Here is a 13,016-nt window from a genome sequence, read left to right on the forward strand (position 1 = left end):
CGAGCGCCGTCATTCGGCGCTCGGCTACGCTACGCCCTGGTCTACACTCACGTCATCGGCGAACGCTCGCAACGCCGCTTGAAGTCAAACCTGGAGCATTACCGGTAGACGCGCGCCCCAGCAAATCCCCGGACACCTGATGTACTGATCGTATTTTCGTCAGTGGGCGGACCAAGAATGGGCACTTCATCCTCGACGTCTACGTCCGTACGAGCGATGTGGTAGACGCTCATCTGTTCACCGAAGGGGAAACCCGTACCAGCGTGGATGCTACTCACCCAGCCTTCGAAGCTGTCTTCACTGGAGGGCGCTTCCGCCCAGCGGGCCTCGGCCCACGTGAACTGAGGATCAGTCTGCTGAATCGCCTGCCGCTGGTGAAACGTCACGAGGCGAAGGCCCATGTCGCGGGCCGTCAGATAGTCCAGAAGGAACTCCTGCGCAACCTCCAGCCGGGCAGGTGAGCCGTCGGCGTCCCGCAGCAGGCGCGCGGCCTCCCGATAGCCTTCACGCGGCGCGACCCACCGGTCGTCTTCGCGGCGCAGCTGCAATGTCAGGGTGAAGTCCTGATGCAGATGCCACTCGGCGGGCCAACTCCCGATCTGCTCAGCCTCGAGCACTAAGGGAACGATATGGCCGGGGGTGGTGGGATCTTCCAGGGGCCGCTGGTCACTAGGGACATACTTGCCTTGGTGAACATATCCGCGGGTGACAGCACTCTGGCCCAGGTCCATCCACTGCTGGGTGAGCGCTTCAGTCCGAGCGGCGGTGGGATAGAGGGCACTTCCAACCGCGTAATATTCCTCCTCGAAGCCGGGGCGGCCACTGATGCCTGTGGCGCTCAATTCGCTCGCTCGGAGGGCCACCCAGGGAGAGCGCTGATACGACGCCTTGCGCCGATCACGGAACTCGAACCACGCTTGGTCTCTGGGCATGTGACTGAGTGTAAGGTTCTGGGCTCCTGCTCTCTGTGACTGGTGATCAGGTACGTGGAAGACACGCTGCCTTCTTCCCACCTGCCGCCTATCCTGTGCCCATGCTCCAGGCTTACGCCATTGCCACGCACCTCTCGACGGGTGAGGTCACCCGGACCCTCGGTCCTTTCAAGACCCTGCACGCCGCGCGCGCGGCGGTCGTCGAAGTGGTGGGCCAGGTCCTGATCTGGGAACGCCAAGGCCCAGGCCAATTCGTCGCTGAGAAATACCCGTTGCTCTGGCGGGTCGAAGAACGCTCCAACACCCAGCCCTAAGCGCCGCTCCTGCTCTAGGTGCTGAACTTGGACCGCATCAACAACTACCCCCTGCCGCACTTGGACAGGGGGGACGCTGAAGAGCAGCGGGGTCAATCATCACCTCTTGAAGGGCGCGTCACCCGCATCATGGGCGGCAGCACACATCCCGGGCATGGGTTATCACTCGCGGCCGGTATAGGGGTTACGCTCAGCACCCTGCACAGGGACGATCATTCCTCACCGGGGCACGATCAAAACACCCTGGGCACGGGACACGCTTGCAAACGAGAATTGGGCGCTCAATCGTCATGGCAGTTCTCCTTGAGGATGAAAGAATCGGGAACGGAGTCACCACCATAGAGTATTCGTCCCTCCCCACTGTCCTGAAGGTGACACGACACCTCTTTTGCGTGTACGCCGCGCTCTTCGTCCCAGTAGGCTGAGCCTATGACCCCCGACCTGACTGCGCCCTACGACATTCTGATCATTGGTGGAGGCTTTGCCGGTTTCAGTGCAGCTCTCTACACCGCGCGTGGGATGCGGCGGGGAATCCTCTGTACGGCCGGTCCGAGCCGGAATGCAGTGGCCTCGCATACGCATGGTTTCCTGGGGCACGACGGCGCCAACCCTACACAGCTGCTCCAGATTGCCCGTGACCAACTCGCGCCCTACAACTTCCCCGTTATCGAATCCAAGGTGATCGAGTTGACTGGGGAGGACAACGCCTTCATTGCCCGCCTTGAGAACGGTCAGACGATCCAGGCGCGCAAGATCATTTTGGCGACAGGGGTGCAGGACATCCTCCCTCCTATTCCGGGTCTCCAGGAAGAGTGGGGGCGAGGGGTGCAGCACTGCCCCTACTGCTATGGATGGGAGGTACGCGATCAACCGCTGGCGTTGTATCAGCCGGGTCTGACTGGCCCGGATGGAATCTGGACCATTTTGTACCACCAGAAATTGTCACGTGACCTCCTGGTTTGCGGGAATGGACCACAGGGCTTCACGCAGGAGCAGCGGCAACAACTGCAGGGTGTCGGCGTAACCTTGATCGACAGTGCGCTTGAGCGCGTTGAGGGAACGTCTGATGGGATTCGGTTGTATTTTGCAGATGGTACGAGTTTAGAGCGGACAGTGCTCTATACACATGGGGAGCGAAAGCTGAACGCGGAACTCGCAATGTCATTAGGCTGTGAGATGACAGCTGCGGGAATTACTGTGACTCATAACAATCAGAAGACCACTGTGCCAGGAGTTTTCGCAGCTGGAGATGTAAGTACAGGAAATCAGGTGGCATTTGCAGTAGCGGGTGGGGCGCGAGCGTCTATGTTTGCAGCGTTCGATGTTCTTAGTGAAAATATGCCTGTATGGGCGCGAGAGTAAATCTTAGTCAGAAGGTCATTCAACTACAGGATGGTAGAATTTAATTCTACCGTATTTTTCTATAAGTTGATTATAGTTGTCTCGTATGTTCGCATCAGCGTTGTCGTCTTCTGAGTAAGGTTTAGGGGGTAGGCCTCTTGACCATTCAGGCAGCTGAGTAGACACATATACGGGAGGTGGATATAAGGGGTCTGAAGCTGAAAATTGGTCTCCTGTAATATCTATGTGTAGGTCTTCGACAATAACCCAGGCGTGGGAAAAATATCTAGATTCCGAGCAAACGGTGACAATACGAGCATCAAATCCTTCGTGTCGAAGAGCCCAAAAAAGTATCGTTGAGGCAGCGCTACAAGCGGCTTGCGGAAACCATTTAAATTGTATATCAAGCTTTTCATGTTCTTTTTCTAAGATGACACGCCAATGTTCTGCTATTTTCTTGATTTGATCTGTTTTGCTAGCAAAAGACTTTTTCTCGCTCATTTGGTCATCCTTATCTCAGTGTAGCCTAGCTTCGAAGGACACCTCTACTGCTCCTTCGACGCTTTTGAGCTGGCGTGGGCGCTATAGATCCCTGAATTAGTAGGAGACGATCTGGTGGTCCTGTACGAGTAATCGGACCGAGACTGTTAGGGAGCCAGGTAGATCGAGTAACTTAGGATATGCCAATTCGCGAGGGAGAACTAACGGCTGCCAACTTTTTGGAGACTGCCCCAGAGACAGCAATATTTATTAACATTCGTGAGCAGCGTGAGCTAGAGCCGCAGGATATCGCCAAGATGGCGCTTCGTCCGCTTCCTACATATCTCCCAGAATCGGTTCTTTTCTTCCTGCGGCGAGGAGTAGCCACTGCTGCATATAGTGGATTTTACTATCCTTTGGTTACAGTTGCTTTAGGTCAACTTGGTCTTGCTGTGGAAGAAGCAATCCGAGTATATGCAAAACAGCATGACATTACTACACAGAGAAGAAATGGAAAATTTAAAGGACTTCATGAGCTTCTTGTTGAGTTAGGAAAATCTAGCAAACTCACACCTGAGCAGCAGAGTAGTTGGCAGCGAATGAAAGCGATTCGTAATTTAATCGCGCATCCAGATGGTCAGATGATTGCCTCATTTGCTATGTTTTTTGATCCATTGGAAGAGTTAATTGATGAACTAGTCCTGTTGTTCCCTGAACACCCGGAAGTAAAGTGATGCTTTATCCTAGAACTATGACTCAACACTTGACTGTAACTCCTGTGGCTCCAGCCAACGCGCAGCTCGATGTGGCCTTATATGGCGGAACGTACCGCGTCACCGGTACTGTGGCCGGCACGCAGGTCTTCTGGTTCGACCTCAGCCCGACCTATGCCGCGCCCTTCGACCAGGTGGTCGAGGCGGCGGTACGCGGTGAGGATGCCAGCATGACGGCAAAGGTGTGGCGTGCGGGATTGAGCAGTGCGGCCGGGGTACTGACGGTGCACGCGGAGGGGCAGGGTGAGGGTGCGGGGCGGATGGACTGGACGTTGGGTCCGGAGGCGGCGGTGGCGTTGAAGGGGTGGATCAAGCGGTGAGGCGGAGCTCTGGCCTATGCCGGGGCAGTGGGTGGCTTGTCTTGCCTAACGTGAATTAGGTAAGACAAGCAGACCATACTCAGGTAGACTCAACGCAATCTCCTCTCCGCCCTGCAAATCCCACTCCAACCCAGTCAACCCTTCTCTACATTGAGCACAGATGACCCCATCGCTCCTTCGCGTCCGACACCTCCCTCTTCTCACCTTTCTTGTCGGTGCGCTGAGCAGCTGCGCCCCCACCCTATGGACTTCCCACGACATCACTGGAAGGATTTTCAACGCCCCCGCTCCCGCTGACATCGAGATCGAACTCGTTGAGACCGGGACGGGAAACAAAATCTCCCCGAACGGGAGCGAAACTGCCCACGTTGACGGTTTTCCCATGCTCTATGGCTTGGACTTCCCTGGGTATCTCCGGCAAGGCGGCGGTACCTTCCAAGTCATCGCTTACTTGGATAGAAATCAGAATCACGTCCGTGATCCCGGGGAAGCTTCTGCACGCTCCCAGCGCATGAGCATTGAGATAGGTGCACCTGGCCGCCAGCCCACGGCCACCGCTGTGCGCGCCGGGCTGAACGGAGTGGTGAACGGAAAAGCAGTCTCATGGGGTCAAGTGCAGGGGTATGATTTGAGATTCTAACAAAAGTGAATGTCTATTGCGCTGTAAAAATAGAGGAGATTATATATGGCAAAAAAACCGAAGAAAGCAAAGGCGCCAGTTGATCACATAGCTGATTTCTTAACTCATAAAAGATTAAAGCCGGGGGATAAGGTTTTAGCTGGTCAAATGCTTTCAGATAGACCACAGCTTACCGCAGAAGAACTTCGGAACTTACCTGCTCGGCTAAATCTCCTAAAAATTGATTTGGGTGATTTTAAACGTATAAAAAGAAAAATGGCTAGATCTAATCCTATTTTAGCTAGAGGGTTTATAAATCATTTGCTTATCAAAAATCCTAGAGCGAAAATATTCACAGGTAGCATCAATGAATACGATAGGTTGCCTCAAGAAATAGATGGCCACCTAAAAAAACATGCGGATTTTAAAGACACTGTTCTATACTTTCCATTTTACAGTAAAACCTATGCATATAAGTTTCCACACCATTTATTGCACCCTGGGTGTGTAGTTCATATTGCATGGGTAGGATATAAAGGCTATATACGTTTAAGCGATAAGCCATTTAGGCATAGCCAGTCATTTTCCGTGATCGGTGGACGGCCAGATGTTGAAGTTATGCTAAGGCATAGACTACCTTTTAGTTTCATTAGAAATCTAACATTAGAACTACTCTCATTACTCACTGGAAAAATATCACAAAAGGAAATTAAAAATAGTATTAATAAACAGGTAAAAGATTTTAGGGTGGAAGATTTATATATTGATGAAAAAGAGGAATCCAGTCCCATAGGAGTGATAAATTCTGTGGTCAAAAGGCTTGACTTGTGCGAAAAGCTGTCAGCTGAGGCTACAACTCAGATCATTGGTGCTCATCAGCTTTCTCTAGTAATATATCTATACCTTACTTGTTTTGACCTACTAGGACAGCCTAATGATTGGATGACATTCGATAGCTGGATTAATGCCAAAAAATTAAAAATTATTGAAGAGAAAGACTCTATAATTAAAGGCTTGCCGGAAAATGCTGATTACATTTTAGCTACTCAGGCATTGGTAAAGGGATATAATCAAATTTATGGAGTGAAAAGCTCTTTCTATAACTTTATGGATAATGTACTTACAGATGAGGCAAGGGAAAAACTATTAGCTAGCATTAGATATACTTCTATTTTAAATTCTTCTCCAGATAAGAGAATAAAAGTATTTGATGAGTTCAGAAAAAAAGAGTACCTTCTTAAAGTTAGGAATAGCTATACGCATAAAGCGCGTTTTCAAGCTGGCCTGACCATTCCTTTTCCAAAATTTGATGCAAAAGAAGAATTTGCACCTATGTTTATCGACTATGGGCAATTTATGGATAAAAAAGAGCTGACTCAAATTGGGTTGAGTCAATGGCCCAGCACTTTACGAGAAACTGTCTTGGTAGGGTTGGCTGAGTATATAAGGAAACTATCCAATCAAAAATAGTCAGATCTTTTAATTTGAGCTATCCTAATTACGTGACCCTCACATATTATTATGGCGATCTGTTTACCCAGACCCGTGAGTGGACGAATCTGCACGACGAGGAACTGCGCCGCCGCGCCGTGAAGGCCTCTGCCGATAAGGACGTCGACGCTCTGGTCTCCCTTACGACGGCCTACCTCGCGCATCAAGGTGGCAGTGGGGTCCTGACCAGTCCCCGCACCGTCGAGGCCTACGCCCTGGGCACCCGGCAGTTCATCGAGTACGCCACGGCTCAGGCGCTCAGCCTGCTCCGGCCGGGTCGCCACGATGCACAGGGGTACATCAACGCTCTCCTTGCTGCCGGGCGCAAACCTGCAGGCGTGCAGCTCAAGGTCGCGGCCGCCGGTTGCCTCTACCGTGCCCTGCGCTGGGCCGGCGCCACGGAGGCCGACCCCTTCCGTGATACGAAGGTGCCCAAGGACCGGACGCCGGGGATCGTCAAGCGCCCGCCCTATACCGAGGACGAGCTGGCGGATGTGCTCGAACATGCGGACGTACACGCCAAGTTCCTGCTCTTCCTGACGGCCCATGCTGGCTTGCGCATCAGCGAGGCCCTGGCACTGGAGTGGGATGACCTCGACGAGGCGGCCAAGCGCCTGCACGTCCGCAGTGGCAAGGGCCGGAAGGGTCGGGTGGTGGCCATGAGCACCAGCCTCGCGCGTGCAGCCCGGCACTACCGAGGCCTCTATGGACCAGGCGGCCCAGACCATATGGATGGGAAACGGACGACGCCGAGTACCCATCTCTTCCGGTATAGGCATGCCATGACCGCCCGACACCACATCAGCAAAGCCTTCGCCCTGGCCGGGGTGGACTTCAGAGGCTTCCACCCCGGACGCAAGTACGCCGGAACACGGNATGCCATGACCGCCCGACACCACATCAGCAAAGCCTTCGCCCTGGCCGGGGTGGACTTCAGAGGCTTCCACCCCGGACGCAAGTACGCCGGAACACGGCTGCTCCGCCAGATCAAAGACTTCGGCCGAGTGGCTGCTCACCTAGGCCACGAATCGGTTGACACTACCCGCAAGGGCTATGCCCAACTCGCGGCCGATGACCTCAAAGACGATCTGGCTGGATGGTAAACCCCAAGTGGACGTGTCCAAGCTTAAGCTGTTACTTCCATACCAACGCATTTAGAATATTGCGCGCATTTCCAAACTTATAGTAGTCAGATCCCGTCAATGGATTGATATGCTGTCCCAACCACGTCATAGAAGCTGAGGGACCCCCATCCAGTCGAATCGCTCCATCCATATAGCCAAGACCTTCAAAAACGCTACATAGGTCTCTTGGTGAGGAGCTTCCATCACTCGTTGTAGAGATCAAAGCCATCCGGTTATATCCAATGCCAACCGCACTCCATCGATTAATCGAAGTCGTGTCGAGATTGGGATTACAAGCATTATTCCGTATAATTGATGTGGTCGAGCCAATGACATTGTAATTATGGGTGCCCAGGCTGAGACTATTGCTTGCGCCCACGAAGAACTCTGCTGAAGTCCCACGGGAACGGTCCGTAGGCTGCATCTGGAAACCCAGAATAGCTTCGGTCGTCGAAGTCTTACGCCGCACAATGCCATTCGTAATCAAGGTCCCGATGGGCGTGCCGTAGCCTGTCCCCATGTATGTCCCATAGTCTCCATCCCAGGTGAAACCGTTGATGGCCACCGCTGCACCCTCTCCATGTGAGGTGATCGGGCGCAGAACATATTTCCCTGGGTAATCGTTACTTGGGGTAATAGGAAGACCGACCGTCCTCCCGCGATTCGAGCGATCAATCAGTACGATGTGGACGTACGGGGCGACATTTTCGCAGTCGAAGATGCGGATCGCATCCGTTCCATTTGCGAAATACTGCTCATACTGCGCGCGCCTGGAGATCAAGCTGTTTTTGCAGGCTGACGTATCCTGCGCACTCAAGCCGGCACTTGAGAGGGTCTTCCCCGGCAAAGCAATTCGCTCTCCGGAACTCGTTTCGATCACACTTCGGTCCGTGTAGATTCGTGCGCTCGTCAGGTCATCGGTTGTAAACGTCAGAGTATCGCCTTGCACGGTAACTTTCGGCGAAGTCGTATTGTTGACCTTCACCTGATAATCGGCCGCAGTCATGCCTTGCGGGAGACGCGCAGGATCTAGTTTCAAGGCGATTGTTGCGGGTGCCTGACCTTTCATGGCGGGCCACATCATCAGGCGGGGCATGAGCCCACCGGTATCGATCAACTGCATGCCGAAAAGCTGTGACTTCTCCAAGCCTCCGGCGCCCATGGACATCGCTACCTCACCACCTGCAGGCCAAGCCATCTTCCGGTCTGGGCGGTAGGCCATGACGGTTCCCACACTGGGTGGAAGCGCCGCGGTTCCCAGAAAAGTGACCTTCAACTGGGCAGCGACAGATTGGACAGAAAGAAAGATCTCCTGCCGCTCACCGGCATGGAGGGTGAGCGGTTCAGACAGTGCAATAGTCTTGAACGCTACGGGTTGTCCCATCGCAGGATCAGGCTGAACGACAATGCGGTCAATTTGACCTGGGGGGATGAGTACGTCACTGAACATAACGCCCCGTCCCGTGCCGTCCTCCTTGGTCTGTATCCCTGTTGTTACGCCTGTAGAGGTACAGGTCGTCCCACACAAGAGTACCTGCCGAACACCGATCATCGGCAAGTCAGCCGTGTCACCCACGAACGAAACCCGGACACGTGTCTGATTGGCCGGGATGGTTCCTGATTCGTAGGGCACGGCGACCTGGTCCACCTTCTCGCCGAGTTGTGAGAGGGCATAGGGATCCGTTCCCTGTACATCAGGGAATTGTCCACAGGAGAGAAGAGTCGTCAACAGGAAAAGCGGGGGAGCAAGACGGGACAGTGCAGCCATAAAGAACCTCCTGAATTGGCGATAACGTGACACTTGCATCATGCCCAAGACGGAGGCTGTACGGGCGATCACAGACTCAGCAATCCCTTAGAAAACTCATGATCGGAGTACGGCGCTTAGGGTCGGTCTACCAGAACCGCATCTACGCTCAAAGGGAGATGACACTCTTCTTCTCCATCGTCGTACCGGTCGCCCAAGTCGAGGCGACTCGTCAAGCCCTCCAAGATCTGACGGGGACGATCCTGAATTGCTGCCCAGAAGCGACAACCGTTCTGGTCTCTGCGCAGCTGGGCCTGACCTTGCTCGACGAGCAGGGCGAGGTTCTTGATCTGTCAGACTTTCCAACCGATCTCGCTGAGCAGACCGCGTTGTTCTTCGGGTATGGCTACTACGTCCTGCCTCGCCGCGGCCGGGGCGGCTGCGAGGTGCGCTCGGCCTACGCTTCCAAGCGCTCCCCACCCGACAGCTGATGCCCCACCTGTTCCACGAGATGCCACGCTACATTCGAGGGGTTCAACCCGCTCGGCAGCATCACGCACGGCACCCCCTGCGCCCGCGCGATATCCCGCAACCCCATGTGCGCGTGCCCCATCCATCTGATCGCCAGAATCACCACAGCCGTCTCCGCAGTCACGTGCCGTGCGACGTGACCCCCATGCGGATATTGTGCCGCCGGGACCCAATCCACCGTGACTCTCAAGGCGCGTTCCAACGCCTCGTGGTGAGAGGTCAAGTGGGTCCCACCGATCAAGGTGATGGGTCGTCCCTGCAGCGCTCGCGCCTGGAGGATATGAGGCGGCTCGACGAGCACCTAGTCGCTACTTTCGGAGGACACAGGTCCAGCAAGGTTGGTCGGGCATGGGCTGATTCTTCCGGGGTCTCAATGGAGTTCTCTGCTTTTACGGTACATCGCTTCCTCCGGCTACCAAACTGCATTGGAGGGACGTGACCATCCGTTCCGTAGGCCTGAATCTTTCGGCGCTTGCGCGACCCCCTGGGGGCAATACCGGCCGAATATAACGTTTACATTTTGTTGCGTTACTCTAACAGTAGGTTGTGGCACGCGTAATGTCGATGCGGTCAGCTGCTGGGTGCCCGACTTCCATTCGGGGCGAACTTCGGAGAGGATGGGTCCATGGGTGGTCAACCTGTGCAGAAGCTGGGCGATTTGGACTCCCGTCCCGTGCGGTCGCGCGCGCCGGGCAGGGGTCTGGGGTGGTCTTTGTTGGGCGGACGTCCTTGAGTCCGGCCCTTGGCGTCCTGGGGGTCATCGAGGGCTTTTATGGCCGGCCCTGGACGGCCGAGCAGCGCCTGCGCCTGTTCGGACAGATGGCCGCGTGGGGCATGAACATGTACCTATACGCGCCCAAAGACGACCTCCGGCACCGGGCCCGGTGGCGTGAACCGTATCCGGCGCCCGAAGCCGCTGCCCTGGCTTCCCTGGCCGCCGCGGCCCGTCCTCAGGCCTTGCGGTTCGTCTATGCCCTGGCCCCCGGGATCGACCTGAGATGGGCGGACCTGGGAGACCAGCAGGCGCTGGTGGACAAGATCGTTTCGGTGGCCGAACTCGGGGTGACCGACTTCGCCCTGCTGTTCGACGATATTCCGCCGCACACAGACCGGGCCGCCCAGGCAACGGAACAGGCGCAGGCCGCCCACCTGGTTCTGCGCACGCTCGTTTCTCTAGGCCTGGAAGAACGCCTGCTGCTCTGCCCCACGGAATACTGCGGTGAATTCGCCGTGCCTTCGGTGAGGGCTTCTCCTTACCTGCGGACCCTGGGCGAGCAGTTGGACCAGTGCATTTCCGTCTTCTGGACCGGACCGAAGATCGTCTCACCGAAGATCAACGTGGCCTCCGTCCGGGAAGTCGCGCACGTTCTGCGTCGTCGGCCGCTGCTGTGGGACAACCTGCATGCCAGCGACTACACGTCTCACCGGCTTCACCTGGGCCCCTATGCCGGCCGTCCCCTGGAGTTGCGGCAGGAACTCTGCGGCATCCTCACCAATCCCAATACCCCGTTCGAGGTGAATTTCCCTGGGTTGGCCAGCCTCGCGGATTACGCTACCGCCCGCCCGGGCTGGACGGCCGCCGCTTCGGGCCGCAGAACACTGGAAGCCTGGCTGCCCGAATTCAACTCGGCTGCCCCGGGAGCGGGCGCAGAAGTCACCTTCTCGGATCTTGCCCTGCTGGCGGACGCCCTCTTTCTTCCGCATCGTCTCGGCGCCCGGGCCAGAGCCCTTCTGAACGCTGCGCAGGCCTTCGCGGCGTCCCCACAGGACCCCTCGTTACGCCGGAAAGTCACGTCGGGCAGGGACCGTTTCCGCCGCATCCTGACGGCCCTCGAAGCGGGGCACAACCGGGACCTGCTGTACGACCTCCATCCTTACCTGGTGGATATCCTAGAAGAGCTGAGCCGCCTGCTGGAGACGGCTCAGCACCCGGAGTCGGACCGATACCCCTACCGGGGCGGCCTGGGCGACCGGCTTCTTACGCTGGGCTGGTTACGGAAGGTCTAGCAGGACCCCGTCACTTCGCGGAAGGCGAGCCGAGAAGCGCGTGTCACGGGCGGCAGTGGGCCGGTCCGCTCCTCCGAAGCCGAGCCTGCGCAGCTCCTGCACGTCCTCGTCGTCGATCTGCCCGCGCCCCCGGACCAGTTTCAGGGCGAACTGCAGCGCGGCGCTCGTCCTGGGATCGTTCGCCTCGCCGATCTGGGCGGCCTGCGCGGCCAGATCGCGCTCGTGGGTCGCCTGGGCCTGCACGAGCTGCTCCTGGGCGGTGCGCAGCGCGCGCTGGTTCGCGAGGCCTTCCTCCTGCGCCCTGATGACCGCGCGCCTCAGCATCTCGACCTCAGTGCGTAGATCTGCAAGCGGGCTCTCACGCTTCTGCCGAGGGGCCGCGTGCGCCTCGGCCACAGTGGTACGTTCCGCCTGCTAAATCATGACCAGACCGTCATCCATCTCCTGCACAAGCGAGGTGAAGCGCTGCCGGATCTGCTGCGCCGACCCCTTCCATAAACCGTCTGACGTCAGAAAGCCCCAGTTCTACTGAGCGGTCAGTTCATCCCAGCGGGCCAGCAGCAACTCAGCGTAGACCATTGCGTGTAAGCCGCCCTGGCCAAGGGCGTAACCATCGTTGATTTCCACCAAGACGGTCTTCCCATTGTCTAACACCCCATAGTCTGCACCGTGCCCAGCTGGCGCATTCTGGTACGTAGCTTGAACGTCCCGAATCACCTGGGGATCCGGGAAAAGCAGAGGATCGCCCTTTTGGTGACTGATTCCAACGGTCTGACCCCGCATAACGTAGCTTTTCCACTCGCTCAAAAACGTCACTGGCCTCTGTGCCAGGATGTCAAAATCTGTGGTGACGGGTGGAAAGCCGGGACGTGGGACCATCAATTCGTCCAGATCTTCAACGCTCTCAAGAACTTGACCGGCAAACACCTTTTCCCTCATGTATGGCTTCACAAAGACAGGAAAGTTCCCTCCTGCCCGAAGTGCATCTGGAGTGGTGCGCCAGCATTTGCGTCCCGCATACGGCCAAAGTTCTTCGGGCAGCGTCAAGTGCTGGGGCGGCGCATGTCCCTGAAGAGCGAGTGCAGCTTGGACCGTGCCTTTACCCCCTACCACGATGCTATCTGGTTGCAACGGCAAAGCTTCCAGTTCAGAGCGGGAAAATAGGGTAACTGGCAACCCCAGCTGGGTAAATCCACGAACCGCCTGCGCGCTATAAAGCGTCAGACTGGTTGGTGTATCCCTCAGTAGAGGACAACTTCAGTTTTCCCTGTTCTGAACAGCCTCAACAGGTTTGGGGATCGCCAAAAATGACGAAAGGCGGTCTTCTGGAGGTGTGA

At 56.2% G+C, this 13,016-nt stretch carries 13 protein-coding genes and 1 pseudogene; 9 read left to right on the forward strand and 5 right to left on the reverse strand.

Features of this window, described 5'->3' with window-relative positions; all coding sequences use genetic code 11:
* Nucleotides 1–98: 98 nt before the first annotated feature.
* The gene (locus ASF71_RS16665) at nt 99–932 is read right to left on the reverse strand and encodes a hypothetical protein (RefSeq protein WP_056302331.1); all 834 of its coding nucleotides are present in this window, start codon (nt 930–932) and stop codon (nt 99–101) included.
* Nucleotides 933–1,033: 101 nt separating this feature from the next.
* Here ASF71_RS16665 and ASF71_RS16670 point away from each other — a divergent pair, with 101 nt between their 5' ends.
* Both ASF71_RS16670 and ASF71_RS16675 read left to right on the forward strand, forming a co-directional pair.
* On the forward strand, nt 1,034–1,246 hold the full coding sequence (locus tag ASF71_RS16670; protein WP_056302332.1) for a hypothetical protein: 213 nt from the start codon (nt 1,034–1,036) through the stop codon (nt 1,244–1,246).
* Between the two features lie 429 nt (nt 1,247–1,675).
* Entirely contained in the window at nt 1,676–2,608 is a 933-nt protein-coding gene (locus tag ASF71_RS16675) for an NAD(P)/FAD-dependent oxidoreductase (RefSeq protein ID WP_056302333.1), read from the forward strand.
* A gap of 15 nt (nt 2,609–2,623) precedes the next feature.
* Here the strand turns inward: ASF71_RS16675 and ASF71_RS24125 are convergent, their stop codons facing one another.
* Nucleotides 2,624–3,088: a hypothetical protein gene (locus tag ASF71_RS24125; RefSeq protein ID WP_156372927.1), complete on the reverse strand. Its 465-nt coding sequence runs from the start codon at nt 3,086–3,088 to the stop codon at nt 2,624–2,626.
* Nucleotides 3,089–3,267: 179 nt separating this feature from the next.
* Here ASF71_RS24125 and ASF71_RS24130 point away from each other — a divergent pair, with 179 nt between their 5' ends.
* The 5 genes and pseudogenes from ASF71_RS24130 to ASF71_RS25335 all read left to right on the forward strand — a co-directional run.
* On the forward strand, nt 3,268–3,801 hold the full coding sequence (locus ASF71_RS24130; protein ID WP_156372928.1) for a hypothetical protein: 534 nt from the start codon (nt 3,268–3,270) through the stop codon (nt 3,799–3,801).
* A gap of 17 nt (nt 3,802–3,818) precedes the next feature.
* On the forward strand, nt 3,819–4,160 hold the full coding sequence (locus ASF71_RS16680) for a hypothetical protein (protein WP_082506132.1): 342 nt from the start codon (nt 3,819–3,821) through the stop codon (nt 4,158–4,160).
* Nucleotides 4,161–4,845: 685 nt separating this feature from the next.
* Nucleotides 4,846–6,249, forward strand: coding sequence for a hypothetical protein (locus ASF71_RS24135; protein ID WP_156372929.1), 1,404 nt, complete (start codon nt 4,846–4,848; stop codon nt 6,247–6,249).
* Between the two features lie 32 nt (nt 6,250–6,281).
* Nucleotides 6,282–7,145: tyrosine-type recombinase/integrase (locus ASF71_RS16690; RefSeq protein WP_235514555.1), on the forward strand; the 864-nt coding region annotated here is incomplete at its 3' end.
* 1 nt (nt 7,146) lies between these two features.
* Nucleotides 7,147–7,373, forward strand: a pseudogene (locus tag ASF71_RS25335) (integrase); the annotation flags it as partial.
* A gap of 31 nt (nt 7,374–7,404) precedes the next feature.
* Here the strand turns inward: ASF71_RS25335 and ASF71_RS23085 are convergent.
* Nucleotides 7,405–9,162, reverse strand: a complete 1,758-nt coding sequence (locus tag ASF71_RS23085; protein ID WP_162243133.1) for a phosphodiester glycosidase family protein — start codon at nt 9,160–9,162, stop codon at nt 7,405–7,407.
* 158 nt (nt 9,163–9,320) lie between these two features.
* Here ASF71_RS23085 and ASF71_RS16695 point away from each other — a divergent pair, with 158 nt between their 5' ends.
* Nucleotides 9,321–9,632 (forward strand): hypothetical protein, encoded by a 312-nt coding sequence (locus tag ASF71_RS16695; RefSeq protein WP_082506136.1) that lies wholly within the window; start codon nt 9,321–9,323, stop codon nt 9,630–9,632.
* 769 nt (nt 9,633–10,401) lie between these two features.
* Nucleotides 10,402–11,679 (forward strand): beta-N-acetylglucosaminidase domain-containing protein, encoded by a 1,278-nt coding sequence (locus ASF71_RS16705; RefSeq protein ID WP_056302338.1) that lies wholly within the window; start codon nt 10,402–10,404, stop codon nt 11,677–11,679.
* Here the strand turns inward: ASF71_RS16705 and ASF71_RS16710 are convergent.
* Nucleotides 11,665–12,003 (reverse strand): hypothetical protein, encoded by a 339-nt coding sequence (locus tag ASF71_RS16710; RefSeq protein WP_056302339.1) that lies wholly within the window; start codon nt 12,001–12,003, stop codon nt 11,665–11,667. The two genes, ASF71_RS16705 and ASF71_RS16710, sit on opposite strands and share 15 nt — an antisense overlap.
* 201 nt (nt 12,004–12,204) lie before the next feature.
* Complete coding sequence (locus tag ASF71_RS23090) at nt 12,205–12,792, reverse strand: ATP-grasp domain-containing protein (RefSeq protein WP_235514557.1); 588 nt, start codon at nt 12,790–12,792, stop codon at nt 12,205–12,207.
* Nucleotides 12,793–13,016: the final 224 nt, after the last annotated feature.

This window comes from Deinococcus sp. Leaf326 (assembly GCF_001424185.1).
Classification (GTDB): domain Bacteria; phylum Deinococcota; class Deinococci; order Deinococcales; family Deinococcaceae; genus Deinococcus.

Bases quoted from the DNA above. Each gene is read 5' to 3' on its own strand.
- ASF71_RS16665 (WP_056302331.1), bottom strand. From the start codon at position 932: ATGCCCAGAGACCAAGCGTGGTTCGAGTTCCGTGATCGGCGCAAGGCG.
- ASF71_RS16670 (WP_056302332.1), top strand. From the start codon at position 1,034: ATGCTCCAGGCTTACGCCATTGCCACGCACCTCTCGACGGGTGAGGTC.
- ASF71_RS16675 (WP_056302333.1), top strand. From the start codon at position 1,676: ATGACCCCCGACCTGACTGCGCCCTACGACATTCTGATCATTGGTGGA.
- ASF71_RS24125 (WP_156372927.1), bottom strand. From the start codon at position 3,088: ATGAGCGAGAAAAAGTCTTTTGCTAGCAAAACAGATCAAATCAAGAAA.
- ASF71_RS24130 (WP_156372928.1), top strand. From the start codon at position 3,268: ATGCCAATTCGCGAGGGAGAACTAACGGCTGCCAACTTTTTGGAGACT.
- ASF71_RS16680 (WP_082506132.1), top strand. From the start codon at position 3,819: ATGACTCAACACTTGACTGTAACTCCTGTGGCTCCAGCCAACGCGCAG.
- ASF71_RS24135 (WP_156372929.1), top strand. From the start codon at position 4,846: ATGGCAAAAAAACCGAAGAAAGCAAAGGCGCCAGTTGATCACATAGCT.
- ASF71_RS23085 (WP_162243133.1), bottom strand. From the start codon at position 9,162: ATGGCTGCACTGTCCCGTCTTGCTCCCCCGCTTTTCCTGTTGACGACT.
- ASF71_RS16695 (WP_082506136.1), top strand. From the start codon at position 9,321: ATGACACTCTTCTTCTCCATCGTCGTACCGGTCGCCCAAGTCGAGGCG.
- ASF71_RS16710 (WP_056302339.1), bottom strand. From the start codon at position 12,003: ATGCTGAGGCGCGCGGTCATCAGGGCGCAGGAGGAAGGCCTCGCGAAC.